This window comes from Erwinia sp. 2186, from assembly GCF_057812255.1.
In genome coordinates, this window is record NZ_CM173824.1 from 1,397,504 (window position 1) to 1,422,029 (window position 24,526).

Here is a 24,526-nt window from a genome sequence, read left to right on the forward strand (position 1 = left end):
TAACAGCAAGCGCTGAAAAGGGAGGCGGTTCGCAATTGAAAAGAAGAAATTTCCCCCTGCCCGCAGGCAGAGGGAAAGGGGGATTAGCCCTGCGCTTTAGCTGACTCTGCCTGCGGACGGTAAGCCATATAATAGGCCAGACCGACGAACACCGCGCCGCCAAAGGTATTACCGAGGAACACGGCGGCAAAGTTAGGCAGATATTCCGCCCAGCTTAACTGACCGGCAAAAATGGCCGCAGGAATGATGAACATGTTGGCCACCACGTGCTGGAAGCCGATCGCCACAAAGGCCATCACCGGGAACCACATACCAAAGATTTTGCCGACCACATCTTTACTGGCAAACGCCAGCCAGGTCGCCAGGCAGACCAGCCAGTTACAGCCGACGCCAGAGATAAAGGCGTGAGTGAAGTCAGCGTTTACTTTCGCGGTGGCAATAGCAACGGTCTTCTTCAGGTAGTCGCCTTCGGTCATGCCCAGCATATGACCAAAGAACCAGGCGATGGCGATGCTGCCAATAAAATTAGCGATGGTGACCCAAAACCAGTTACGCAACACGCTGTAAGCACTGATCTGACGCGCGAACCAGGCAATGGGCATGGTCATCATGTTGCCGGTCAGCAGTTCACCGCCGGCCAGAACCGTCATGATAATTCCCACCGGGAACACCGCAGCGCCCAGCAGGCCGCCAAATGAGCCCCAGTCTGCAGGTAAGGAGTTAATAACGTGGATATCCAGCAGGAAGCCAAGGGCAATAAACGCACCGGCCAGGAAGCCAAGGATCAATAAAGTCGAAACAGATGAATGGCTTTTCGCCACGCCGGATTGAATAGCAACCGCTGCGATTTCTTTAGGTGAATGCAAGGACATAGGAGCTCTGATTCTGGTGTAGTTAAGGATGAAATGGCCGGTTCCGTCGCGTCGGGAAACGCGCGCATCCAGCGCTGAGAGGGCTCCGGCCTTCGAAAGCGCGGGCAGTTTTGCACGAGAAATTAACAAAAACAAGATCAATTAGACCGCTAATTAACGCGTTGTTTACAAGATTGGCGCGGTCAAACTGTGTCGGCAGGAATAACCGGATGAAATTGCACTCTTTACCCTATTTTGTCGTTTCAACAGGCCAGTTCAAGGCAGTTCTCTCTGGATAAACGGTGACTCAACAAGCTGTAATTGGTGCGGTTTGGCGGCTTTTTCAGCGATTAGACAGAGTTTGGCAATTTGCCGTTGACACCTTCATCCCCGTTTCATATTATCCCCGCCGTTGAGACGACTCCGGTTGTCTGACGAGGTTATCCGGCTTGGGGGTATAGCTCAGCTGGGAGAGCGCTTGCATGGCATGCAAGAGGTCAGCGGTTCGATCCCGCTTATCTCCACCAAATCTTCACCAGCAGATTTTGTGGCACCGGATAACAGATTGAATTATGTGGGGGTATAGCTCAGCTGGGAGAGCGCTTGCATGGCATGCAAGAGGTCAGCGGTTCGATCCCGCTTATCTCCACCAATCAATTCCTTTCTTGCTTCACTCTCCCCCAGCATCCGTTTTATTTCAGTTCAAGCACCGTAAATCCATGCGTTCCATCGCGATCTAACTGCGCAATCAGCCCAAACTCCCAGTCTAAATACGCCTGCATCGCGTCGGCAGAATTATCCGTGCCTTCATACGGGCGACGATAGCGATCGCTTCTTGGCTGTAACAGCTGCGTTTCACCCTGTTCTATGGGTAAACCTGCCGCTCTCCACGCCGCATTGCCGCCCGTCAGCACGCTGACCGGCTTGCCGCTAAGCTGCTGCAACTCTTCCACGACATAGCGTGCCAGCAAACTGCTGCCACAGGTCACCACATACCGATCGGCGGCGGGCAGTGCCTGCAGGCCTTTCTGCGTCAGTAAACCGCGCTGCAGCCATGCTGCGCCCGGAATATGGCTGGCAACATAGTTAGCGCTGGTGGTGAAGTCCAATACCTGGGTACCGGGCGTATTCAGCCAGTCCGCCAGCACGGCGGGTGAAACCTCTTCCTGCTCTGGCAGGGCAGGGACTTTCGCTACCCAAGGGCCTTGCTCGCTGAAATCGTGCTCAACCAATCCATCCAGTACCGACACATCCCAGCCCAACTGCGCCAGCCAGGACGCACTCATATTGGCGCGTGCACCGTCGTTATCAATCAGCACGATGCGTGCGCCGCGCACGCTGGCGGTGTGATCCGTCTCCTGCACCAGCTGACCGCCCGGCACCGATCGTGAACCGGGCAAATGACCGGCGGCATATTCTTCAGGATCGCGGACATCAAACAGATACAGCGTCCGGGCGTGATCCTGCTGCCATTGCTGCAGCTGCGCCCGCGTCAGACGCTTGACGCCTGCCTGGTCAGCGACATGGCGGGCGCGTTGCGCGGCCTGGGCTTTGGCCGTCTCGCTGCTTTCACCAAAGCGTCGGCTCTGGCCATGCTCCAGCGGTTGTCCGGCCAGCGTCCAGCCGATGGTGCCATTTCGCAGCGCAAATACCGGGTTGGTAATCCCGGCATTCACCAGCGACTGCGTACCGATAATGCTGCGGGTTCTGCCCGCGCAATTAACGATAACCGTTGTGGTTGGCGAAGGAACCAAATCCTGCATCCGCAGCACCAGTTCTGCACCCGGCACGCTGATGCTGCCAGGAATGCTCATGGTCTGATATTCATCGAATCGACGGCTGTCCAGCACCACCACCGGTTCACCGCTGTTTAATAACGCCTGAACGTCTTCCGCGGGCAGCGACGGGGTGTGCACCCGACTCTCGACCAGCTCACCAAAGGCTTTGCTTGGCGAGTTAACATCGATAAACAGTTCACCGCCTGCATCCTTCCAGCCTTGCAGGCCGCCTTCCAGCAGGGCGACGTTGGCATAGCCGAAGTCTTTCAGGCGCTCAATGGCCAGCGCCACCAGCCCTTCGCCGTTGTCATAGACGGTAATCGGCGTGGCAAAGCGCGGTACCCGGTTAAGGATCTCCAGTTCCAGCTTTGACAGCGGAATGTTTACCGCAAACAGCGGATGGCCTTCGGCATACTGCGCCTCTTCCCGCAGGTCAATTAACGCCAGCTCCTGCTGCTGAAGCAACGCCTGGCGGATGTCGTGAAAACTGCGGGTGTGGAGTAAATGATCAACCATGTGAAAGATCCCAAATATTAGGTAAATACGCGTTGTTATAGCCGGAAATAAACGGTTTTTCTTCGCCGGTTTCGCTGTAAACCGCGCGCTGAACTGCGCCGATATTGCCGCCATAAACATGAATACTGATGGAGGTGCGATCGCTGAAAGCGTTGCTGACCCGGTGAATATCGCCGACCTGCGGCGAGACCGCTTCAACCGTGCCGGGATCCAGCCGCACCGGATCGCCATGTGGCGATAACCCGCGCGCATCGCGGATGAAATTCTGTGAAATTTCCGCGCCGCGCAGCATGCCAATTAATCCCCAGACGCGATGGTCATGCACCGGCGTCGATTGCCCTGCGCCCCAGACAAAGCTGACCACCGAAAACCGTTGGCGGGCATCGGCATGCAGCAAATACTGCTGGTAGCGGGCCGGATTTGGCTGGGCAAACGCCTCGGGAAGCCAGTCATCATGGGCGATGAGCTGATGCAGCAGCTGGCTGCCGCGATGAAGCAGATCGGCTTCCTGCGGCTGTTCATCCACCAGCGTGGCCAGGCTACCGACAAACTCGCGCAGGCGAGCGCTGTTCAACTCACTCATGTTTTGCCTCCTGGCTTAAGGCCAGCTGATTGGATTGGCTGGAGAGGCTGTAATCGAAGGCCTGATGGACATCAATCGACTTCGGCAGCACATGATTTTTATAGAAAAAATCGGCGGATTGCTGCAGGGAATCCGCCAGCTTTGGCGTGAATTCCACCGGGCGGATCTGCGCACTGGCAATCCAGCGTTGGGTGATGTTCTCTGGCATGCCCAGTGAGGTCGACAGTGCCTTAGCGAAGGCCTCAGGATGGTGCTGCGCCCAGATTTGCGCTTTTGCCAGCCGTGCCTGCAGGTCGGCTATCGCCTTGCGTTTGCCTGGATCCTTCAGCGCTTCTTCACGGGCTAAGGCATAGGAGTAACCGGACAGGATCCCTTTGCCGCCGCCCTGCGGCACTAACACATCCTGATCGACCACCACGGCGGAAGAGACGTACGGTTCCCAGGTGGCCCAGGCATCGACAGAATGACTGGCGAGCGCGGCACGTCCATCAACCGGCCCAAGGAAGCGCAGCGTAACGTCAGAGGGTTTCAGGCCGGCTCTGTCCAGCAGACCCAGCAACAGATAGTGGCCCCAGCCGCCACGGTTGACGGCAATTTGTTTGCCCTTCAGATCTTTTAAGCTGTGGATGCCCGAATCCGGGCGGGTAAGTAAGGCAATGCTGTCAGGGTTGTTTTGCCAGGCACCCACCGCTTTTACCGGTGCGCCGGCGGCATACACAAATAAGAACGGCAGATCGCCGGTGAATCCCACGTCCAACGCGCCCGCGTTCAGCGCTTCCTGCACCGGTGCGCCGGAATCGAAAGAGGTGAGCTTCAAATCATAAGGCAGGTCTTTTAACTGCCCGGACTCGCGCAGCGAAATAAAGCGATCGCCTTTCACATCGCCCAGCCGCAGGGTGACTTTCTCCGCCAGCGCTGAGGTGGCGAGCGATGACAGTACGACTGCCAGTAAAAAAGGAAAACGCATCAGGCACTCCTTGCCACTTTGCGGGCCGCGACTTTCTCTCTGGTCAGCGGGATCAGTTCACGGCCGTAATCCAGCGCATCGTTCAGCGGATCGAAGCCGCGGATCAGCACGCTTTCAATGCCCAGGTCGTAATACTTCAGCAGCGCGTCGGAGACCTGGTCCGGCGTACCGACCAGTGAGGTGGAGTTATAACCGCCGCCAACCAGTTTAGCGATGCCGGTCCACAGGGATTTGTCGAGGCGTTCCCCTTCATTGGCGGCGGCCATCAGGCGGGCCGCGCCGACGCTTTGCGGCTTCGGCAAACCAAAATCATGGCCGGATTCAATCAGCTTTTTGCGGGCGACTTCGCGGATATGCTCGGCTTTTTCCCAGGCTTCTTTCTCCGTGGCGGCAATAATCGGGCGGAAGGAGATATTGAAACCAATCTTGCGGCCCTGTCTGGCGGCTTCTGCACGCACCGTCCGCACGGTTTCTGCGGCACCGGCCAGCGGTTCACCCCAAAGGGCGAACACGTCCGCATGACGACCTGCCACTTTGATCGCTTCAGGCGAGGAGCCGCCGAAATAGATCGGCAGCGCGCTTTGCTGTGGCTTCACCGCCGAAAACGCCTGCTCAACCTGATAATGCTCGCCCTGGTGATCGTATGGCGTGTCGGAAGTGAGGCTCTGCCTTAATACGCTCAGGAAATCATCGGTGCGCTCATAGCGCTGGGTCTTGTTAAGGAAATCACCATCACGGCGTTGTTCAACATCGCTGCCGCCGCTGATGATATGCACCGCCAGGCGGCCATCGGTGAGTTGATCGAGGGTAGCGAGTTTACGGGCTGCCAGCGTCGGCGAGACAAAGCCCGGACGGTGGGCCAGCAGGAATTTCAATGTTGAGGTGTTGGCGGCGGCATGCGCAGTGACCAGAAAACCATCCGGTTGATCGGACCAGTAGCCGACCAACACCCGATCGAAACCGGCCTGCTCATGAGCACGGGCAAAGTCTGCAATGTACTGTTTATTGAATAGCGGACCGCTGGCAGGAATGATTTCGGACGCCAGGCGATGGCCAATCATACCGAGGAATTGAATGCTCATCAGGTTCTCTCCAGGTGAGGGCCGGTAAACGCCGGCAGAGAGAAAACCGTATAGTTGATGGGCGGGAGTGTGAAATTCATTAATCTGCGAAGCTTTGCGCAAATACAGCTATTACTCAGTCGCAGGCAACCGACGGTGAGCGTGCCGCTCGTTATGTTCATTTTGCATAAATTATGCGCAATAAATGCATTTAGGTTCTAAAAAAGCCGGTGTTAGTCTCGGGTTTTCTCCTTATTGAGACACCAGATGAAAACCCTTTCTCTTTCTGCACTTGCTGTACTTCTCGCGGCGGTCACGGCGCCCGTTTTGGCTGCGAATACGCTTTCAGTTGGCGACCAGCGGGGCAATGCGCGGGCGATCCTTGAAGCCTCCGGCGAGTTAAACAACACGCCTTATACGCTGGACTGGCATGAGTTTGCTAACGCCGCACCGTTGCTGGAAGCGATGCGCGCAGGTTCAATAGATGCCGGTTCGGTGGGGGATGCACCCTTAACTTTCGCCGTGGCGGCAGGGCTGGATGCCAAAGGGATCCTGGCGACGCGCTATGCCGGCAACGCCATTATCGTCAAAAAGGGTAGCCCGATTCACAGCGTGAAGGATCTGATTGGCAAACGCATTGCGACGGTCAAAGGTTCATCCGGGCACAACCTGGCTTTGCAGGCGCTGCAAAAAGCCGGTGTCGATCCTAAGCAGGTCAGCTTTGTCTTTACCACGCCAGCAGAAGCGACGCTGGTGCTGGATCAGGGTGGCGTCGATGCGGTTTCCACCTGGGAACCTTACGTGTCGTTTGCCACGCACCAGTCAGGCGCACAGATCCTGGCGGACGGTAAAGACTATCCGGCCCTCAACTATCTGGTGGCCAGCAACGCCGCCATTGCCAGCAAGAAGGCCGAACTGGCCGACTTCACGCAGCGGTTGAGCCGTGCCCGCGCCTGGGGCATCCAGCATCCTGACGCCTATGCGGCCTCCATCAGCAAACTGTTAAGGATCCCGCAGGACGTGGCGCTGGCAAAGGTGAAGCGCGAAGTGAACTCCGTCGACACCAACAGTCAGGACGTGGTTGCGGTGCAGCAAAATACCGCCGATTTCTACGTGAAAAATGGCCTGATCCCGGCACCGCTGAAGGCGGCTTCCTTTATTGACCTCAGCCTTTCGCAGGGGAAATAGCATGCATCTGGCGCTTTATCTCAGCGACACCGGGTTGCACGCCGGAGGCTGGCGGCATCCTGAGGCGCAAAATAACGATCCGATGCAGCTGCAGACCTGGCTGACGCTGGTGAAAAAAGCCGAGCAGGCCGGATTTGATTTCGCATTTATCGCCGACAAACTGTCGATCGATGATATTTACGGTAACGACATCGCCAGCACCCTTCAGTCGCGTCCGGGTTATGCCCGTCCGGAACCGATGGCGCTGCTGACCGCATTGAGCCTGTTTACCGATCGCATTGGCTTAGGCGCTACCGTATCGACCACCTACGGTGAGCCTTTCCATACTGCCCGCACCATCGCCACAATCGATCATTTTAGCGCCGGCAGAATGGGCTGGAACGCGGTGACCTCGACCAATGATGGCGAAGCACGCAATTTCAGCCGCCAGCAGCATTTAGGCCATCAGGCGCGTTATCAGCGTGCGGGAGAGTTTATCGATGCGGTGCATCAGCTGCTTGCCAGCTGGCAGCCTGGTGCGCTGGTGGCCGACCAGGAGAGCGGCGTTTATATGGATCCGGAAAAGGTCAGCTATACCGATTTTCACGGCGAGCATTTCCATATCAAAGGGCCGCTGACCGTCGCCGCCTCGCCGCAGGGTAGGCCGGTGCAGATCCTGGCGGGCGTCTCGGAGGATTTTAAAAAGGTTGCCGCCCGGGTGGCAGAGGTGATTTTCACCGTTCAACCCGACATGGCGCGCGCGCAGCAATTTTATCAGCAGTTTAAGCAGGAGATGGCCGCCTTGGGTCGTCCACCGCAAGCCTGTAAAGTGCTGCCCGGCCTGATGCCGATTGTGGGCGCAACGCAGCAGGAGGCGGAAGAGAAGCGCCGTCGGCTGGATGAACTGGTCAATCCGTTAGCCGGGTTGAGCTTTATGTCTGCCAGCATGAATTACGATTTGTCCCAGCATGATGAAAACGACATATTCCCGGATATCTTCGACAAAATCAGCGGCAGCAAAGGGCGCTTTGAGTACGTGATTTCTCAGGCAAGGAAAGAGGGGAAAACGCTGGCCGAAGTGGCGAAAGCCTATGCGGCCAGCGCCTCATTTAAGGTGATTGCCGGCACGCCAGAACAGATTGCCAGCGAGATGATTGCCTGGGTAGAGGCCAAAGCCTGCGACGGTTTCGTGCTGATGCCCGCTGATATGCCGGCCTCGTTGAATAATTTTGCTGAACGGGTCATCCCGGAACTGCAAAAGCGCGGTGCCTTCAGGCAGGGCTATCAGGGAACCACGTTGCGCGACCATCTGGATTTACCGCTGGTCACGCCTCGCTGAACGACGAGTAAAAAAAAGGCGAACCCATCACAGGTTCGCCTTTTTTCGTTCTGGCGTGTTACCAGGCCAGCACTAATCCTGCAATGGAAGCAGAGAGCACGCTCACCAGCGTTGAGCCGTACAGCAGTTTCAGGCCGAAGCGGGAAACCACGTTACCTTGCTCTTCGTGCAGGCCTTTGATCGCGCCTGCCACAATCCCGATAGACGAGAAGTTCGCAAAAGAGACCAGGAACACGGAGAGGATGCCGACGCCGCGTGGTGACAGTTCAGCCGCCACTTTTTGCAGATCCATCATCGCCACAAACTCGTTAGACACCAGTTTGGTTGCCATGATGCTACCCACTTTCAGCGCTTCACCTGCCGGCACGCCCATCACCCAGGCAAACGGGTAGAAGACGTAACCCAGCACACCCTGGAAGCTGATGCCGAAGACGAAATCGAACAGGGCGTTAATCGCTGAAATCAGCGCAATAAAGCCAATCAGCATCGCCGCGACGATCACCGCAACTTTGAAACCGGCCAGGATGTATTCACCCAGCATCTCAAAGAAGCTCTGCCCTTTGTGCAGAGCGCCCAGCGTCAGTTCTTCTTCGCTGTCGACGCTGTATGGGTTGATGATCGACAGCACGATAAAGGTGCTGAACATGTTCAGTACCAGCGCGGCCACCACGTATTTCGGATCAATCATGGTCATGTACGCGCCCACAATTGACATTGATACGGTAGACATCGCCGTTGCCGCCATGGTGTACATGCGGCGCTGAGACATTTTTCCGAGGATATCTTTGTAGGCAATGAAGTTCTCTGACTGACCTAAAATCAGCGAGCTCACGGCGTTAAAAGATTCCAGCTTGCCCATGCCGTTGATTTTTGACAGCACGGTACCGATGGCGCGAATAACAATCGGCAGGATACGGAAGTGCTGCAAAATCCCGATCAGTGCAGAGATAAACACGATAGGGCAGAGAACATTGAGCCAGAAGAATGCCAGGCCTTTATCACTCATGTTGCCGAAAACGAAATTAGTCCCTTGTGCTGCATAGCTCAGCAATTTGTCGAACAGACCCGCAAACCCTTTAACGAAGCCAAGACCCACTTCAGAGTTAAGGAAGAACCACGCAAGCAGCACTTCGATAACCAGAAGCTGTATAATAAAACGTACGCGGATGTTTTTCCGATCGGTGCTAACCAGTAAGGCCAGCACGGCTACCATCACCAGCGCCAAAGCAAAATGAAAAATGCCTGACATGTGTGCTCCATTTTTGAAGGATGTTATATTTCGCTGCACATTCTATGTAACAAGAAACTGAAAAACGAGATCTAGAACACAATATAACAATTACCTATCACCCTTCCCGACAGAATCCCCTGATTGATCACATCCTGATACTGTTTAAAAAAACACCCCACGCATCGGAAGGTTAAGCTTTTACCGGCGCACGAAAAGTGATTGCTCATTTTTTAGCTATGGAGTAGTTTGAAATCAAGGTATAGCCTTTGCTATATTTCTTAGTACTGGCTATCAGAGCGATATGCAAAACCCACTCAAATGCGCTTGATAATCATTATCATTTAAAAGACAATGATCTCTTCAGGTGTTTAGGGGACTAACTATGTTTGAAGGCCGCACAGTAGAACAAACGGTTCGCGGATCGCGCAAAATCAAATTTGCGTTGATGGGCCCTGCGTTTATCGCGGCTATCGGTTATATCGATCCCGGCAATTTTGCCACCAATATTCAGGCCGGCGCCTCTTATGGCTATACGCTGCTGTGGGTGGTGGTGTGGGCCAACATTATGGCGATGGTGATCCAGCTGATGTCTGCCAAACTCGGCATCGCTACCGGGAAAAACCTCGCTGAACATATCCGCGATCGTTTCCCGCGTCCTGCCGTCTGGTTTTACTGGGTGCAGGCTGAAATTATTGCCATGGCGACCGACCTGGCGGAATTCATCGGGGCGGCGATTGGCTTCAAGCTGATTTTCGGCGTCAGTCTGCTGCAGGGCGCGGTGCTCACCGGCGTGGTCACCTTCCTGATCCTGATGCTGCAAAACCACGGTAAAAAGCCGCTGGAACTGGTGATTGGTGGCCTGCTGCTGTTTGTCGCGGCGGCTTACGTCATCGAACTGTTCTTCTCACAGCCGAAGATTACCGATCTGATGCAGGGACTGGCCGTGCCTTCGCTGCCAACCGCCGATGCGGTGTTACTGGCGGCGGGCGTGCTGGGCGCGACAATTATGCCGCACGTGATCTATCTGCACTCCTCGTTAACGCAAAATCCCGACGGCGGCTCGCGTGAACAGCGCTACTCGTCAACCAAACTGGATGTGGCGATTGCGATGACCATTGCCGGCTTCGTCAATCTGGCGATGATGGCCACGGCGGCGGCCGCGTTCCACTTTAGCGGTCATACCGGCATTGCCGATCTGGATCAGGCTTACCTGACGCTGGATCCGCTGCTGGGTCGCGCAGCGGCGCTGGTGTTTGGTCTGAGCCTGCTGGCTGCCGGACTCTCTTCCACCGTGGTGGGCACCATGGCCGGGCAGGTGGTGATGCAGGGCTTCGTCCATATTCACATTCCGATTCTGGTGCGCCGCGTGGTGACCATGCTGCCTTCCTTTATCGTGATCCTTGCCGGATGGGAGCCGACACGTATCCTGGTGATGAGTCAGGTACTGCTGAGCTTCGGTATCGCGCTGGCGTTAATCCCGCTGCTGACCTTTACCGGCAACCGCGAGCTGATGGGCGATATGGTGAACTCACGCCCGATGCAGCTGGCAGGCAAGGTGATTGTGTTGGTGGTGGTGGCGCTGAATCTGTATCTGCTGGTGGCGATGGCCATGGGGTTGTAAGCCGACTTCATTACTGCGCAGCCGATAAAAAAGCCGACCTTAACAGGTCGGCTTTTTTGATCGCTTAATGGCGATGATCGTGGTCGTGATGACGCTCTCTTTCATGATGACGGTATTCGCGATGACGTTCGCGATCGTGCCATCTGCGTTCCCGCTCCCATTCGTGACGACGGCGCATCTCTTCATGCCTGCGCCACTGCTCGTGTCGCCACCAGCGGCCTTCATCATAACGGTAGTTGCTGCGCCAGTAGTGCCCATCGCGCCAGCGGCCGCCGTCCCAGTAATTACCGCGCGGATCGCGGTCACCAATATGTAACGAGACGCCAGGAGCTAAGGTGATATTTGCGTTGTCAGCCTGCGCTGTGTGCATTGCCAACGGGGATAAACTTGCCACTAAGGTGGCAACAAGTAATAAACGTTTCATTGGATCTCCTTATCAACGGCTCACCTGCTCCGCTGTGCAGCCAAGATTATAAAGAGTTTGTTGCCGTTTCGCCTGGGGGATTCCGAAAAACTGCCTGCCGGGGAGATTTGAGATTTATCTGGAGCGATCCCGCCGCAGGGCGCGGCGGGACGGGTTTAGCCGAGAATGCTGCTGATTTTTTGCAGTTCAGCCTGGCTGAAATCACGCTTCTGCAGCATGCCAACCGCATCATCAATCTGGCTGGTTTTACTGGCACCAATCAGCACCGAGGTCACGCGGTTTTCCCGCAGCACCCAGGCCAGCGCCATCTGAGACAGTTTCTGCCCACGCTCCTGCGCCATCGCGTTCAGCTGACGCACCTTCTCCATTTTCTCCGGGGTCAACTGGTCGCCGCTGAGGAACTGGCTGCCGCTGGCCGCGCGCGAATCTTCCGGGATACCGTTCAGGTAGCGGTCGGTCAACACGCCGCCAGCCAATGGGGAGAAGGCAATGCTGCCGACGCCTTCTTTTATCAACACGTCCAGCAGACCGTTATCTGGCGCACGCTCGAACATCGAGTATTTCGGCTGGTGGATCAGACATGGCGTGCCGAGCTGCTTGAGGATGCCAATGGCTTCTGCCGCCAGTTCAGCCGGATAGTTGGACAGCGCGATATACAGCGCCTTGCCCTGACGCACAATGTGGTCCAGTGCGCCCATCGTCTCTTCCAGCGGCGTTTCAGGATCTGGACGGTGGTGATAGAAGATATCGACGTAATCGAGTCCCATCCGCTTCAGGCTCTGGTTCAGGCTGGCAATCAGATATTTACGCGAACCCCAGTCACCATAAGGGCCGTCCCACATGGTGTAACCCGCTTTGGACGAAATGATCAGCTCATCACGGTACGGCGCAAAGTCTTCCCGCAGGATGCGGCCAAAGTTTTCTTCAGCTGAACCCGGTGGTGGACCGTAGTTGTTAGCCAGATCGAAATGAGTGATACCGTTATCAAATGCATGGCGCAGCAGCTGACGGCTGTTATCCACGCGGGTGCTGTCGCCGAAGTTATGCCATAAGCCTAACGAAATTGCCGGTAGCTTGAGGCCACTCCGTCCGCTGCGGTGATAGGTCATTTTCTGATAACGTTCTGCATCTGCCTGATAAACCATGAATAAATCCTGTTCAGTAGAGGTCGGTTTCCGGGAAAGCATAGCAGTGTATACGGTTACACCGAACCGGTTCGCGCGGTAGATCGCAACTTGAGGATAATTCCGAGGCGTAACGACAGCTTGCCACTGCGGCAGCCTGCCACTGTGCTGCGCATTGAAAAATATCGCTAATACTTTGCTGAGGACAACTGTGGAGAAAGAGCTATGCAAAGTCTTACCGTTGGGGAGTACCTGCTGTCGCGTTTATGGGAAGCCGGGATTGGGCATCTGTTCGGCGTGCCGGGTGACTACAATTTGCAGTTTCTCGATGATGTTATTACCAGCAGCGAGATTGGTTGGGTTGGCTGCGCCAATGAGTTAAATGCCGCCTACGCGGCCGATGGCTATGCGCGCTGCCACGGCGCGGCGGCGTTACTGACCACCTTTGGCGTCGGTGAGCTGAGTGCGTTAAACGGCGTGGCAGGGAGCTATGCCGAATACTTGCCGGTTATTCATATTGTCGGTGCGCCTGCAACGGCCGCCGCCCGCGAAGGTCTGCTGCTGCACCACACGCTGGGTGACGGTGACTATCGCCACTTTATGCGCATGTCGCAGGAGGTGACGGTCGCCCAGACAATATTAACGCCAGAGAACGCCGTGGAAGAGATCGACCGCCTGCTGATCGCCGCCTTACATGAACGCCGTCCGGTCTACCTTTACTTAGCAACCGATGTGGCGGTGGCAAAAATCACCCCAGCCGCCACGTCATTGGCGACAGAACGGCCCTGCGATGCGGCGACCGTCGCCGCCTTTGCTGATGCGGCCGACCAACTGCTGGCGGGGGCAAAAAACGTCGCCATGCTGGCGGACTTCCTCGCCGACCGGGCGCAGCAGCAGGGCAAGCTTAAACAGTTGTTAACCGATGCGCCGATGCCGTTTGCCACCTTATTGATGGGTAAGGGCGTGCTCCCCGAGCAGCATACCGGTTTTGCCGGAACCTATGCCGGTGCTGCCAGTGCCGGTCACACCCAGCAAATTATTGAGCAGGCCGACGTGCTGATTACCGTGGGCGTGCTCTATACCGACACCATCACCGCCGGATTCACGCAAAATATCGACAGCGGCAAAACACTCGCTATCGGGCTTTCATCCAGCCGCATTGGGGACAAGACCTTTACCCCGTTGCCGATGAGCGCCGCATTAACCGCGCTGCAGCCGCTGGTTAAACGTTATGCCGCGCAATGGCCTGAACCCGAGGTTTCGCCTCCGCCGCTCAACGATGTGCCGTCAGACGCGCTCACGCAGGACAGTTTCTGGCAGGCAATACAGCATTTTCTTAAGCCTGGTGATATTGTGCTGGCCGACCAGGGCACCTCGGCTTTTGGCGCAGCGGCGTTAAGGCTGCCTGAAGGCGTGACCTTTATCAGTCAGCCGCTGTGGGGATCGATTGGCTATACGTTACCCGCCGCTTATGGCGCGCAGGTTGCCTGTCCCGATCGTCGGGTGGTGCTGCTTAGCGGCGATGGATCGGCTCAACTGACCATCCAGGAATTAGGGTCGATGCTGCGGGATGGTATGAAACCCGTCATCTTTATCCTGAATAATGCAGGATATACTGTCGAGCGGGCGATCCATGGCGAGCATCAACGCTACAATGATATTGCCGCCTGGAACTGGACGCAGCTGCCGCAGGCGCTGAGCCTGAACTGCGCCGCGCAGAGTTGGCGGGTGGAGCAAACGGTGCAACTGGTTGAAGTGATGAAGGTTATCGCGCAAAGCGATCGCCTGTCGCTGGTGGAGGTGGTACTGCCACCGCTGGACGTGCCGCCGCTGTTGCAGGCGGTCTGTGAAGCTCTAAATAAACGAAATTCTGCATAATGTTACAGAATTCAGATTGATGCCCGTGGGCAAGGACGTCGCGGGCAGGTAAGGTAGTCGATTAACGTGCCTCGCGTGCCTGTTTTGACCGGGGAGGCGTTGTTGTTTGAGTGGGGGAAATTTATAGTGTGTTTAAATGACGTAAGCGGAGCAAAACAATAATGACTAAGTATGCTTTGGTAGGTGATGTTGGCGGCACGAATGCCCGCCTGGCACTGTGTGAAGTAGAAAACGGTGCCCTTTCACAAGCCAAAACTTTCTCCACAGCAGACTACGACAGCCTTGAAGCTGTGATCCGCTTCTATCTTGACGAACAGAAGCAGGAGATTACCGACGGCTGTATCGCTATTGCCTGTCCAATCACTGACGACTGGGTCGAGATGACCAACCATGACTGGGCGTTCTCCACCAGTAAAATGAAAGCTAACCTCGGCTTTGAGCACCTGGAGATCATCAACGACTTTACCGCCGTTTCTATGGCCATCCCGATGCTGTCCGCAGACGATGTGATGCAGTTTGGTGGCGGCAAAGCGGTCAACGACAAGCCTGTTGCGGTCTACGGCGCAGGGACCGGTCTGGGCGTTGCTCACCTGGTTCACGTTGATAAGCGCTGGGTCAGCCTGCCGGGCGAGGGCGGTCACGTCGATTTCGCTGCTAACAGTGAAGAAGAAGACCTGATCCTCGAAGTGCTGCGTGCGGAACTGGGCCACGTCTCTGCCGAGCGCGTGCTGTCTGGTGCTGGCCTGGTGAATCTGTATCGGGCGATTGTTAAATCAGATGACCGGGTGCCGGAAAACCTGAAGCCGAAAGACGTGTCGCAACGTGCGCTGGATGACAGCTGCACCGATTGCCGCCGTGCACTGGCGATGTTCTGCGTGATCATGGGCCGCTTTGGTGGCAACCTGGCGCTGAACCTCGGTACCTTTGGCGGGGTGTATATCGCCGGCGGTATCGTGCCTCGCTTCCTGGAATTCTTTAAGTCGTCCGGCTTCCGTGCCGCATTTGAAGACAAAGGCCGCTTTAAGGATTACGTGCAGAATATTCCGGTATTCCTGATCACTCATGATCAGCCAGGCTTGCTGGGTGCCGGCGCGCACCTGCGTCAGACGCTGGGCAGCGTGCTGTAACAGTGGTAACAGGGCCAGTTTCCCGGCCCTGATCTTGCTTCCTTCCTCTATAACCGCATCAGCTGGCGAAACTCTTTGACTTTGCTGCGGCTGACCGGCACCTGAAATTCCAAATCCCGCAGTTTCAGCATGTAGGTGTTATTAAACCAGGGTTCGATTTCGCGGATCTTGCTGAGATTGATGCAATACGATCGATGGCAGCGGAAAAAGGCCTCTTCCGGCAGCCTGCTACAGAATTCGGTGATATTCATCGACATCACATACTCTTCCCGCCGGGTGTAGACAAAGGTCATCTTTTCATGGGCTTCGGCATAATAAATGTCGTTGATATCGGTGACGATAATCCGCTCATCCTTGACCAGGTTAATGGTATGTACCGAACTGCGGACGGCTTCCGGATTGCTCTGGTGCGCGGCCTGCTGCAGCGTATTTTCGACCTTGCGCAGCATGGTGATAATGCGCATCTCATGATAGGGCTTGAGGATGTAATCGAACGCTTCCAGCTCAAAGGCATCCACCGCATGTTCCTTATAGGCGGTGATAAAGACGATCAGCGGCTTTTGCGCGAACTTGCTGATGTTCTGCGCCAGCAGCACGCCGTCCAGTGACGGAATATTAATATCGAGAAAAATCACGTCAACCTGGTGGCTTTGCAGATACTTCAGCACGTCCAGACCATCGTCAAACGTGGCCTCAAGCGTCAGCTGGCTGTGTTGTCTGATTAGCCAGCTCAGCTCTTGCTGGGCCAGAAACTCATCTTCAACAATTATCGCTTTCACATCATTTTCCCGGAGTTAGCAGGGCATTACGCCCGTAAAGAGACGCTTTCAGTGGCCGGCAAAGCCGTGCCGTTTTTACTGATATAAAAGGCGATTTCGGTGCCCGGATTGCGCCGGTGAATATGCAGACCTTCGCCGTAAAGCAGCTTTACGCGGTGATGAACGTTGAGCAGGCCGATTTTATTGCCGGGCATCTCATTACTTTCCACCCGCGCCATCACTTCTTCGCTAATGCCATTGCCGGTATCGCGAACGGCGATGCGGATCCGGTCGCCCTGGTCTTTCAGGCTGATGGTCACCACGCCTTTTCCACGGCAGGGATGGATGCCATGCACGATGGCGTTCTCAACCAACGGCTGAAGCAGCAGGCTGGGCAGCGCGCAGTTGACGTCTTCATCAATGTCGTAGATTACCGTCAGCTTGTCGCCAAAACGCGCCTGTTCAATGGCGATATAATCCTTAACCTGATACAGCTCTTTCTTGATATCGATGATCTCATCATCGTTCAGCTCAAGGTTATAGCGCAGGTAGCGCGCGAGATTGGTGATCAGCTGCCGCGCGGTATCCGGATTCATGCGGATTGAGGAGGAGATGGCATTCAGCGCATTGAACAGGAAATGCGGGTTGATTTTGCTTTGCAGCGCGCGCAGTTCGGCTTTGTTCGCCATTTCACGTAGCTGCTCGGCGCGGGACACTTCCAGCTGGGTGGAGATAATTTGCGACAGGCCTACCGCCATCTCTTTCAGCGACCAGGTGATGCGGTGCGCATGGCGATAGTAAATTTTCAGCGTGCCGGTGACTTCCCCTTTTTCCCACAGTGGGATCACAATCATCGAGTGAATTTCCGGCGTGCGGTGCGCCTCGTCGTTATTCTTGATGATGATCTCGCCGTTGGCGATCGAACGGGCGGTGGTCGGGCTGATCGCGTCATCACCGTTGTGGTAATTCGCTTCGCCAACGCCGACATAGGCGAGGATCTGGTTTTTGTTGGTGATGGCGACCGCATCGGCATTGATATCATTGCGGATAATGTCGCACACCTGACGCAGCGACTGGCTGTTGACATGCCGGAACAGCGGCAGGGTTTTGTTGGCAATCTCCAGTGCCAGCTTGGCCTGCCTGGCGGCAATGGCTTCTTTTTCGCCCTCAACGCTCTGGATTAACAGCACAATCAACCCGATGCTTACCGCACCGAGGATCATCGGCACCGCGATTTCCGAGACGATTTCAATGCCTAAGGTAGTGGGCTGTGACCAGACGACAATCAGGATCATGGTCAGGGATTCACACAGCATGCCGCCGAGAATGCCCACGCTCCAGCGCTTCTCTTTTACCACTTTCAGGTTGATATAGCCGGAAACCACGCCGGCGATGATGCTGGTGATCAGGCAAGGCACCGAGGTCACGCCATGAACATCGATCAGGAAACGGTGCAGGCCGGCAATCACGCCGGTAACTATTCCGACCCAGGGCCCAAACAGAATGCCGCCGGACATAATCGCGATGGTGCGGACGTTAACCAGCGAGCCATCAACGTTGATGCCGCTCCAGGTACCAAACAGGGCAAATAGCGAAAAGATGGCGGTAACGGCGATCAGTTCCTGGCGTGAATGCTCGTCTTTTTGCAGCAGCTGCCGGAAATGGCGCGTGCGGGTCATGAAGAACAGGCAGATCAGCATCAGCGCGGCGCGGTCCAGCACGGCTAACAGCATTTCAAACATCGAGTGCACGGGCGCCTCGGCGGAGGGAAGAGGGGAAAGGGCTATGATAAGGAAAGCGGGCGGGATGTGCCAGGCATCGGCGCAGTGATTTGCGCCGATGCCTGTCCAGATCAATCTCTGATGGGCTATTTCATCTGGGATTTGCCCAGTTCGGTCAATTCGGCTTCCGTTGCGCGGCCGACAAAGTCCACTTCGAAATCATCGGCGGCAAAGTCCGGCGGCGAGCGGCCCTCAATAAAGGCTGGCCACTGACGCTGCAGGTAGGCTGCATTTTTCGCACACCAGGGCGCGGCAGAAATGTACATCACGTTGCTGTCGAAATCGCCCTGATGTTCATTTTCAACCGAATGAATGACATCGCAGTGCCAGAATACGGTATCGCCGGCTTCCATATCAGGAATTGCGGAAATCCCAGTCAGCAAAAGGGGATGCCATTTTTCACTGATCGAGAGTGCGCGGCCCGGCGCCGCGCCACAGAGATCGTCTTCCGGCACATCATCCTGGATGGCACGCAACAGGATCCACGCCATCACGTTTGCTACCGGCAGCAGGTTCAGCGTACCGCCATGTTTACGCTGCGGCGAAAGCGCCGTCCAGCCCTGAAAGGTGCGGAACATTGAGCATACGGCCGGTGACGCAAATTCACGCACCTCGGTACGCATTTCTCCATCGAATGGGTTATATTGCTGCCAGTTGCCGCTGAACACGTGACGGTAAACGTGGCGGAAATTCTCATCCAGCCAGCGTTCAAGCGAGCCGCCATCAATGTGCGGCGACAGGCCAAGTGAACCCGAGTTCGGGGGACGGCGACGCGTGCGATCGGCATAGCTGACGATGCGCGCAGGGTCGAAATGCTGCTTGCCGTGACTTTCGGTTTGCCACAGCGTATTCAGGAATACCTGTACCGCGTTCATCCGCGCGTGCTGGCGGGCTTCAACCTGCGGCTTCGACCAGTAGATGCCGTAAATCTGCGGTTTACCCTGTTTGAGATCGCCAAAATAGTTGTCTTCCGCCGCATGCTTCAGGCGCTCGACAAAGTTATTACGGTCAAGGTAGTTACCGACTTCCTGATTCCAGGCCTCGGCCTGTTCCTGTGGAAAAACGCCGTGGATGACGCAACAGCCACGTTGCAGGATCTGCGCTTTTTGCTGGCGGGTGACGCGGTGCTGAAGGATATCTTCGGCATCCAGCTGCGGCACGGGATTTTCACCGCGTTGCTGCTGCGCATTCAGTTCGGCAATTTGCTGGCGGATGTTGGCATCAACTTCAGCAAATACGTCTGCATAGTTCGGCAGTGCCTTGCGCAGCTGACGTTTAATATCCGCAACGGCCTGCGGGATGTTATCAATGTTGAGGGAAGACATGGCGATTCTCCTGTAACACTCTCGTTATGGTTATGTAGGGTTGATGTGAATTACAGCGTTTAAAAGCGGAAATTAAAAGGGGCTAAGTTTGTGCGAGACTTCCCCTTTTGTGAGGACACTATGCATCTGTTTACCGAACGGCTGGAGCTGAAAGGGTTAAAGCCGGAAGACTGGCAACTTTTCCATCGGGTCCATACCGATAAAACCAGCATGGAATTTATCAGCGCCGTGCCGCAGCTGGCCGATATCCGCCAGCGTTTTCACGATCGTCTGGCCCCGTGGCAGGTCACCAGTTTTCATATGCTGTGCCTGACTGTCCGCTTGAAAAGCAGCGGTGAGATCCTTGGGCTGATTGGCGCCAACGCCGAGTGGGCACCGTATCGCCAGGCCGAAGTGGGCTATTCCTTCCTTAGCGAGCACTTTGGCCATGGCTATGGCAGCGAGGCATTAGGCGCGCTGGCGGGCTATCTTTTCGAACATTGTGAGTTTCATAAACTCAAAGCGCAGGTGGTGGAAGGCAACTGGGCCTCGCGGCGGGTGCTGGAGAAAAACGGTTTTATCCTTGAAGGCACCCTACGGGATAATTATCTGTTACGCGGGCAATGGGTGAACGATTGGGTGTTTGGAAAGCTGAAAAGCGACGCCTGAAAATATTTTATCCCGCCTCTCGACAGGGCAGCGGACTCTACGTTATGTTCGTTGTTCGACCAGTTTCTGGTCAGCGTCGCTCGGATGGTCCGGGCGCTAACGTAAATCAGAGGTATCTATGGCTGACAACAGCTCACCACGCCGTTTTTCCCGCATTGAACGTCTTCCCCCTTACGTGTTTAACATCACGGCCGAACTGAAAATGGCCGCACGCCGTCGTGGCGAAGACATCATCGATTTTAGTATGGGTAACCCCGATGGCCCTACGCCGCCGCATATCGTGGAAAAACTCTGTGCTGTCGCTCAGCGTGACGATACTCACGGCTACTCTACCTCGCGCGGTATTCCGCGCCTGCGTCGGGCCATTTCACACTGGTATAAAGACCGCTATCAGGTGGATATCGATCCCGAGTCTGAAGCGATTGTCACCATCGGCTCAAAAGAGGGCCTGGCGCATCTGATGCTGGCCACGCTGGATCACGGTGATACCGTGCTGGTGCCGAACCCAAGCTATCCGATTCATATTTACGGTGCGGTGATTGCCGGCGCGCAGGTGCGTTCCGTGCCGCTGGTGGCGGGCGTCGACTTCTTTACCGAGCTGGAGCGGGCGATCCGTGAAAGCTATCCAAAGCCGAAAATGATGATCCTCGGCTTCCCGTCTAACCCAACCGCGCAGTGCGTTGAGTTAGATTTCTTCGAGCGCGTGATTGCGCTGGCGAAGCAATACAACATTCTGGTGATCCACGATTTGGCCTATGCCGACATCGTCTATGACGGCTGGAAAGCTCCGTCGATTATGGAAGTGCCGGGCGCGCGTGATGTCGCCGTTGAGTTCTTCACCCTGTCGAAAAGCTACAACATGGCCGGCTGGCGTATTGGCTTTATGGTTGGCAACAAAGAGCTGGTGGCGGCACTGGCGCGAATCAAAAGCTATCACGATTACGGCACCTTTACTCCGCTTCAGGTCGCCGCCATTGCAGCGCTGGAAGGCGATCAGCAATGCGTGAAGGACATTGCCGAGCAGTATAAACGTCGTCGTGATGTGCTGGTGAAAGGGCTGCATGAAGCGGGCTGGATGGTCGAAATCCCGAAAGCCTCGATGTACGTCTGGGCGAAAATCCCCGATCATTACGCACAGATGGGCTCGCTGGAGTTCGCCAAGCATATGCTGCAGGAAGCCAAGGTTTGCGTCTCGCCGGGCATTGGCTTTGGTGATTACGGTGATACCCACGTGCGCTTTGCGTTGATTGAAAACAGCGACCGTATTCGTCAGGCGGTGAGAGGCATTAAATCGATGTTCCGCGCGGATGGCATTTTGCCAGGCGCAACGAAGCTGAACGAAGAAGAAGCGTAAGGACTGGGGTCAGGCCGTGTGGCCTGACCCGCTTAATCAGCCCTGGCAGGGTTAAACCATCAGATAGAAGGTGCCAACCCAAAGTAGCAGGATAAAAGAGATCCCCATCAAAGCATATTTCACCGCAAAACTCCTCTGAGCGCCTACGTCTGGGGCGATCCCGGGCCTGCGTAACGCGAACAGATACGATACGGCAGACAGTTACGCCCTACCGTATCAGGTAGCCATAAGAAGCTTATGGCAGGATCGTTCGCTAATTTACCCGCTCTGTTTCGCAAAATAAAGCCGATTGTGCTATGAATCGTTGCGATTACGGCGTCTCGATGGACGGGATCACCGACATCCCAACCCGCAAACGCGCCACATCGGCCTGGCCCGGTTCAAACACAATCTTCACCGGCAGGCGTTGCACCACCTTGGTGTAGTTACCCGTGGCATTATCAGCCGTGATTGCCGCGAAGGTGGAACCGGTGGCCGGAGCAATACTGTCGACATGCCCGCGTAACGTCACGCCCGGCAGCGCATCAACCTCAACGGAAACCGGCTGGCCTGGCTTGACGTCGGTCAGCTGAGTTTCGAGGAAATTCGCCACAACGTAGGTCTGGTGCAAGGGAACCACCGCCAGCAGGCGGGTTCCGGCGGCCACCCAAGCGCCCTGACGGACCGAGCGTTGACCCACTGAACCATCAATCGGCGCCGTAATGGTGGTGTACGACAGGTTCAGGCGCGCCTGATCGACACTGGCGGTTGACGCGGCGATATCGGCTTCAGCCTGTTTGATACTGGCCTGCAAAATACCCACCTGCTTGCGTGAGGCGAGGGCAGCGGCCTGACTCTGACGCAGCTGAGCCGAGGCTTCACGCATTGAGGCGTTGGTTTTCTGCTGCTCGTCGGCGGTGGTGGTGCCGCTTTTTAGCAGGCGGCGATAACGCTCGGCATTCTGTCCGGCATAGTTCAGCGTTGCTTCGCTGGAGCTGACCGCCGCATCATTCTGCGCTATGGTCGCCTGCTGCTGATCGAGCTGCGCCTGAACGCTGGTGAGCTTGGCCTGGCTGACCTGCAGGTTGGCTTCTGCGGTTTCCAGCGCGACGCGATAATCGCGGTCATCGATGGTCGCCAGCAGGGCACCGGCCTTAACCGCCTGGTTATCGCTGACGTTAACGGTGCGGATATACCCCGACACTTTTGGCGCAACCAGCGTGTAGTCCGCGGTCACCACGGCGTCATCGGTGCGTGACTGGTGGCGATTCATTGCTGACCAGACAAAAAACACGATGCCCAGCAGGATCGCTAGCAGCAGCACTAACATTAAGGTTCTTTTGGCAGGTGTGAAGCTCATATTATTATCTCGTTGCTTTTGCGGCTTGTTGTAAAAGGGTTTGCGGCGGATAAACACGCTTGGGTAGCCAGACGGTCAACAGCACCATCAGCAGGGCAAAACCAATGATCAGCAGATAGGCATCGCTGATGCTAAGGATCACCGCCTGATGCTTGAGCAGCGTGGCGAAGTGGCTCAGATTTTCTGTTGAGCTGGCGCTGCCATCCGGCAATAACGGCGTCAGGCTGCTGGCACTGGCAGAGGTGTCCGCGGTCATCAGCCACGGACGATTGCCCAGGTTATCGACCAGCGTATGCGAGTGAAACTTCTCGCGGTGGGTCAGGAAATTCTCCACCAGACAGCTGGCCGCCACGCTGGAAAAACCGCGCACGGTGTTAAACATGGCCGAGGCAAAAGGCCCTTCCGGTGGCAGAACCACGCTGGTGGCGCTCATCAATACCGGCAGGATCAGCATCGGCTGGGCGAAGGCTTGCAGCAGTTGGATCAGCCAGAAGTTCTGTCGCGCCCAGTCGTCAGTCAACTGCATGCCCATCAGGCAGGAGATGATCATCAACGCCGCGCCGCAGGCCAGCATCCAGCGGCAGTCTATCCAGCGCCGATTGAGTAACGCCGCCATAAAGGGCGCAATGATCAGCTGTGGCAAACCGATGGTCAGGGCCAGCGGCGCGAACTGCACCGTGCGGAATCCACTGACCTGACCGAAGTACCCCGACGGCAGAGCCGAGCCGGACAGCGACACCATCAGCACGCCCGCCAGCACCAGCAAGCCATGGGTCAGATTCCGGCGCTCCAGCATCTGCAACTTAAACAGCGGCAGCGGGTGATACCACTCGTTGATAAGGAAGACGATCAGCAAGGCAAAGGCGCTGAGCATCATGCCGCTAATCAGCGGCGAGGCAAACCAGTCAAGGCGTTCGCCCTGGCTCAGCGACAGGATTAACAGCGCAATACCGCTGGTGCCGGTCAACATGCCGAACAAATCGATCTGTTTAAAACGCTCAAAGCGGGTGGGATCCTGCGGAATTCCCCAGCCAATTAACAGGTTGGCGATCAGGATCAGCGGGATCACCTGCCAGAAGACGAACTGCCAGCCGACCGAATCGGTCCAGAATGCCGCCAGCGACGCGGCAATGTTGGGGCCGAAGGTGGCGGTTAAGGCATAGGCAGCCAGACCATAAAGCTTGATCGGCGGCGGCAGAAAACGCAGTGCCACGGTCATCAGCATCGGCGGCAGCGCGCCACCAAAAATCCCCTGGATCACGCGTAACGCGATAAATAAAGAAGGCGTGGGTGCGAAAGGCTGCAATAAACCCACCAGCGCAAAGCCGGTTGCGACGGTCAGTGTAAAGCGCCGCAGGGAAAACGTCACCGCAAACCAGGGAGCGATCATCATCGCGGCGACTTCTGCCGCCTGATACACCGAGGTGATCCAGCTGGCCTGGTCATAGCTGAAGCCAATGGCTGCCCGCACATCGGCCAGCGCCAGGTCGGTGACGCGGTCGTTTAATCCTGAGGTCAACGCAGCGATCAGTACACCCACCAGTCCCAACGCCAGACGCAAGGTAAACGGGTGGGGAGCAGGCGGCGCTGCTGGTTGAGCAGTCATAGCAGGGGCTCCGTCAGGAAGGAAATAAAATTACGATGCACTGTATTG

21 protein-coding genes and 2 tRNA genes are annotated in these 24,526 nt (G+C 56.1%); 9 read left to right on the plus strand and 14 right to left on the minus strand.

The genetic code is table 11. The features are described from left to right. Positions 1–83: 83 nt before the first annotated feature. On the minus strand, positions 84–872 hold the full coding sequence (locus ACXKZG_RS06415) for a formate/nitrite transporter family protein (protein ID WP_013203279.1): 789 nt from the start codon (positions 870–872) through the stop codon (positions 84–86). A 430-nt stretch (positions 873–1,302) separates the two neighbouring features. Here ACXKZG_RS06415 and ACXKZG_RS06420 point away from each other — a divergent pair. Both ACXKZG_RS06420 and ACXKZG_RS06425 read left to right on the plus strand, forming a co-directional pair. Then, positions 1,303–1,378 (plus strand) — tRNA-Ala (locus ACXKZG_RS06420). A 49-nt stretch (positions 1,379–1,427) separates the two neighbouring features. Beyond that, positions 1,428–1,503, plus strand: a tRNA-Ala gene (locus ACXKZG_RS06425). 40 nt (positions 1,504–1,543) lie between these two features. On the opposite strand, the gene ACXKZG_RS06430 is transcribed toward ACXKZG_RS06425, so the two are convergent. The 4 genes from ACXKZG_RS06430 to ACXKZG_RS06445 are packed head-to-tail and all read right to left on the minus strand — an operon-like array spanning position 1,544 to position 5,777. Continuing rightward, entirely contained in the window at positions 1,544–3,145 is a 1,602-nt protein-coding gene (locus ACXKZG_RS06430; protein WP_488875866.1) for a rhodanese homology domain-containing protein, read from the minus strand. Then, positions 3,138–3,728 carry a cysteine dioxygenase family protein gene (locus ACXKZG_RS06435; protein ID WP_134822508.1) on the minus strand — a complete coding sequence of 197 codons (591 nt, stop codon included), beginning with the start codon at positions 3,726–3,728 and terminating at the stop codon, positions 3,138–3,140. Before ACXKZG_RS06435 ends, ACXKZG_RS06430 begins: the two co-directional genes overlap by 8 nt. Next, on the minus strand, positions 3,721–4,695 hold the full coding sequence (locus ACXKZG_RS06440) for an ABC transporter substrate-binding protein (protein WP_488875867.1): 975 nt from the start codon (positions 4,693–4,695) through the stop codon (positions 3,721–3,723). The genes ACXKZG_RS06435 and ACXKZG_RS06440 overlap by 8 nt, the downstream gene beginning before the upstream one ends. After that, positions 4,695–5,777, minus strand: coding sequence for an LLM class flavin-dependent oxidoreductase (locus ACXKZG_RS06445; protein ID WP_488875868.1), 1,083 nt, complete (start codon positions 5,775–5,777; stop codon positions 4,695–4,697). Before ACXKZG_RS06445 ends, ACXKZG_RS06440 begins: the two co-directional genes overlap by 1 nt. Before the next feature lie 306 nt (positions 5,778–6,083). Between ACXKZG_RS06445 and ACXKZG_RS06450 the strand changes: the two genes are divergently transcribed. Together ACXKZG_RS06450 and ACXKZG_RS06455 are read left to right on the plus strand one after the other, a co-directional pair. Continuing rightward, on the plus strand, positions 6,084–6,944 hold the full coding sequence (locus tag ACXKZG_RS06450) for an ABC transporter substrate-binding protein (RefSeq protein ID WP_258167029.1): 861 nt from the start codon (positions 6,084–6,086) through the stop codon (positions 6,942–6,944). Between the two features lies 1 nt (position 6,945). Further along, positions 6,946–8,262 carry an NtaA/DmoA family FMN-dependent monooxygenase gene (locus tag ACXKZG_RS06455; protein WP_488875869.1) on the plus strand — a complete coding sequence of 439 codons (1,317 nt, stop codon included), beginning with the start codon at positions 6,946–6,948 and terminating at the stop codon, positions 8,260–8,262. A gap of 58 nt (positions 8,263–8,320) precedes the next feature. Here the strand turns inward: ACXKZG_RS06455 and ACXKZG_RS06460 are convergent, their stop codons facing one another. Then, complete coding sequence (locus ACXKZG_RS06460; protein ID WP_488875870.1) at positions 8,321–9,511, minus strand: NupC/NupG family nucleoside CNT transporter; 1,191 nt, start codon at positions 9,509–9,511, stop codon at positions 8,321–8,323. Positions 9,512–9,875: 364 nt separating this feature from the next. Here ACXKZG_RS06460 and ACXKZG_RS06465 point away from each other — a divergent pair, with 364 nt between their 5' ends. Next, complete coding sequence (locus tag ACXKZG_RS06465; protein ID WP_013203271.1) at positions 9,876–11,114, plus strand: Nramp family divalent metal transporter; 1,239 nt, start codon at positions 9,876–9,878, stop codon at positions 11,112–11,114. Between the two features lie 64 nt (positions 11,115–11,178). Here ACXKZG_RS06465 and ACXKZG_RS06470 read toward each other — a convergent pair whose 3' ends face one another. After that, positions 11,179–11,538 carry a DUF2502 domain-containing protein gene (locus ACXKZG_RS06470; RefSeq protein WP_013203270.1) on the minus strand — a complete coding sequence of 120 codons (360 nt, stop codon included), beginning with the start codon at positions 11,536–11,538 and terminating at the stop codon, positions 11,179–11,181. 155 nt (positions 11,539–11,693) lie between these two features. Continuing rightward, positions 11,694–12,683, minus strand: coding sequence for an L-glyceraldehyde 3-phosphate reductase (gene mgrA, locus ACXKZG_RS06475; protein ID WP_013203269.1), 990 nt, complete (start codon positions 12,681–12,683; stop codon positions 11,694–11,696). A 204-nt stretch (positions 12,684–12,887) separates the two neighbouring features. Between mgrA and ACXKZG_RS06480 the strand changes: the two genes are divergently transcribed. Further along, on the plus strand, positions 12,888–14,540 hold the full coding sequence (locus tag ACXKZG_RS06480) for an alpha-keto acid decarboxylase family protein (RefSeq protein WP_488875871.1): 1,653 nt from the start codon (positions 12,888–12,890) through the stop codon (positions 14,538–14,540). A 161-nt stretch (positions 14,541–14,701) separates the two neighbouring features. After that, a complete protein-coding gene (glk, locus tag ACXKZG_RS06485) occupies positions 14,702–15,667 on the plus strand; it encodes a glucokinase (RefSeq protein ID WP_013203267.1) in 966 nt (321 codons plus the stop codon). A gap of 47 nt (positions 15,668–15,714) precedes the next feature. On the opposite strand, the gene ACXKZG_RS06490 is transcribed toward glk, so the two are convergent. The 3 genes from ACXKZG_RS06490 to ACXKZG_RS06500 form a co-directional block, all read right to left on the minus strand. After that, the gene (locus ACXKZG_RS06490; protein WP_013203266.1) at positions 15,715–16,446 is read right to left on the minus strand and encodes a LytR/AlgR family response regulator transcription factor; all 732 of its coding nucleotides are present in this window, start codon (positions 16,444–16,446) and stop codon (positions 15,715–15,717) included. Positions 16,447–16,472: 26 nt separating this feature from the next. Continuing rightward, positions 16,473–18,167: a LytS/YhcK type 5TM receptor domain-containing protein gene (locus tag ACXKZG_RS06495; protein ID WP_488875872.1), complete on the minus strand. Its 1,695-nt coding sequence runs from the start codon at positions 18,165–18,167 to the stop codon at positions 16,473–16,475. Between the two features lie 125 nt (positions 18,168–18,292). Continuing rightward, complete coding sequence (locus ACXKZG_RS06500; protein ID WP_488875873.1) at positions 18,293–19,531, minus strand: DUF1479 domain-containing protein; 1,239 nt, start codon at positions 19,529–19,531, stop codon at positions 18,293–18,295. A gap of 120 nt (positions 19,532–19,651) precedes the next feature. Here ACXKZG_RS06500 and ACXKZG_RS06505 point away from each other — a divergent pair, with 120 nt between their 5' ends. Beyond that, entirely contained in the window at positions 19,652–20,179 is a 528-nt protein-coding gene (locus ACXKZG_RS06505; RefSeq protein WP_471719759.1) for a GNAT family N-acetyltransferase, read from the plus strand. Positions 20,180–20,297: 118 nt separating this feature from the next. After that, positions 20,298–21,533 carry an alanine transaminase gene (alaC, locus tag ACXKZG_RS06510; RefSeq protein ID WP_013203262.1) on the plus strand — a complete coding sequence of 412 codons (1,236 nt, stop codon included), beginning with the start codon at positions 20,298–20,300 and terminating at the stop codon, positions 21,531–21,533. A 51-nt stretch (positions 21,534–21,584) separates the two neighbouring features. On the opposite strand, the gene ypdK is transcribed toward alaC, so the two are convergent. The 3 genes from ypdK to ACXKZG_RS06525 form a co-directional block, all read right to left on the minus strand. Beyond that, positions 21,585–21,656 (minus strand): membrane protein YpdK, encoded by a 72-nt coding sequence (ypdK, locus tag ACXKZG_RS06515; protein WP_105760737.1) that lies wholly within the window; start codon positions 21,654–21,656, stop codon positions 21,585–21,587. A 187-nt stretch (positions 21,657–21,843) separates the two neighbouring features. After that, positions 21,844–22,872: an HlyD family secretion protein gene (locus ACXKZG_RS06520; protein ID WP_134824785.1), complete on the minus strand. Its 1,029-nt coding sequence runs from the start codon at positions 22,870–22,872 to the stop codon at positions 21,844–21,846. A 4-nt stretch (positions 22,873–22,876) separates the two neighbouring features. Beyond that, entirely contained in the window at positions 22,877–24,478 is a 1,602-nt protein-coding gene (locus ACXKZG_RS06525) for an MFS transporter (protein WP_105760586.1), read from the minus strand. Between the last annotated feature and the right edge of the window lie 48 nt (positions 24,479–24,526).

Bases quoted from the DNA above. Each gene is read 5' to 3' on its own strand.
- ACXKZG_RS06415 (WP_013203279.1), bottom strand. From the start codon at position 872: ATGTCCTTGCATTCACCTAAAGAAATCGCAGCGGTTGCTATTCAATCC.
- ACXKZG_RS06430 (WP_488875866.1), bottom strand. From the start codon at position 3,145: ATGGTTGATCATTTACTCCACACCCGCAGTTTTCACGACATCCGCCAG.
- ACXKZG_RS06435 (WP_134822508.1), bottom strand. From the start codon at position 3,728: ATGAGTGAGTTGAACAGCGCTCGCCTGCGCGAGTTTGTCGGTAGCCTG.
- ACXKZG_RS06440 (WP_488875867.1), bottom strand. From the start codon at position 4,695: ATGCGTTTTCCTTTTTTACTGGCAGTCGTACTGTCATCGCTCGCCACC.
- ACXKZG_RS06445 (WP_488875868.1), bottom strand. From the start codon at position 5,777: ATGAGCATTCAATTCCTCGGTATGATTGGCCATCGCCTGGCGTCCGAA.
- ACXKZG_RS06455 (WP_488875869.1), top strand. From the start codon at position 6,946: ATGCATCTGGCGCTTTATCTCAGCGACACCGGGTTGCACGCCGGAGGC.
- ACXKZG_RS06460 (WP_488875870.1), bottom strand. From the start codon at position 9,511: ATGTCAGGCATTTTTCATTTTGCTTTGGCGCTGGTGATGGTAGCCGTG.
- ACXKZG_RS06465 (WP_013203271.1), top strand. From the start codon at position 9,876: ATGTTTGAAGGCCGCACAGTAGAACAAACGGTTCGCGGATCGCGCAAA.
- ACXKZG_RS06470 (WP_013203270.1), bottom strand. From the start codon at position 11,538: ATGAAACGTTTATTACTTGTTGCCACCTTAGTGGCAAGTTTATCCCCG.
- mgrA (WP_013203269.1), bottom strand. From the start codon at position 12,683: ATGGTTTATCAGGCAGATGCAGAACGTTATCAGAAAATGACCTATCAC.
- ACXKZG_RS06480 (WP_488875871.1), top strand. From the start codon at position 12,888: ATGCAAAGTCTTACCGTTGGGGAGTACCTGCTGTCGCGTTTATGGGAA.
- glk (WP_013203267.1), top strand. From the start codon at position 14,702: ATGACTAAGTATGCTTTGGTAGGTGATGTTGGCGGCACGAATGCCCGC.
- ACXKZG_RS06495 (WP_488875872.1), bottom strand. From the start codon at position 18,167: ATGTTTGAAATGCTGTTAGCCGTGCTGGACCGCGCCGCGCTGATGCTG.
- ACXKZG_RS06500 (WP_488875873.1), bottom strand. From the start codon at position 19,531: ATGTCTTCCCTCAACATTGATAACATCCCGCAGGCCGTTGCGGATATT.
- ACXKZG_RS06505 (WP_471719759.1), top strand. From the start codon at position 19,652: ATGCATCTGTTTACCGAACGGCTGGAGCTGAAAGGGTTAAAGCCGGAA.
- alaC (WP_013203262.1), top strand. From the start codon at position 20,298: ATGGCTGACAACAGCTCACCACGCCGTTTTTCCCGCATTGAACGTCTT.
- ACXKZG_RS06520 (WP_134824785.1), bottom strand. From the start codon at position 22,872: ATGAGCTTCACACCTGCCAAAAGAACCTTAATGTTAGTGCTGCTGCTA.
- ACXKZG_RS06525 (WP_105760586.1), bottom strand. From the start codon at position 24,478: ATGACTGCTCAACCAGCAGCGCCGCCTGCTCCCCACCCGTTTACCTTG.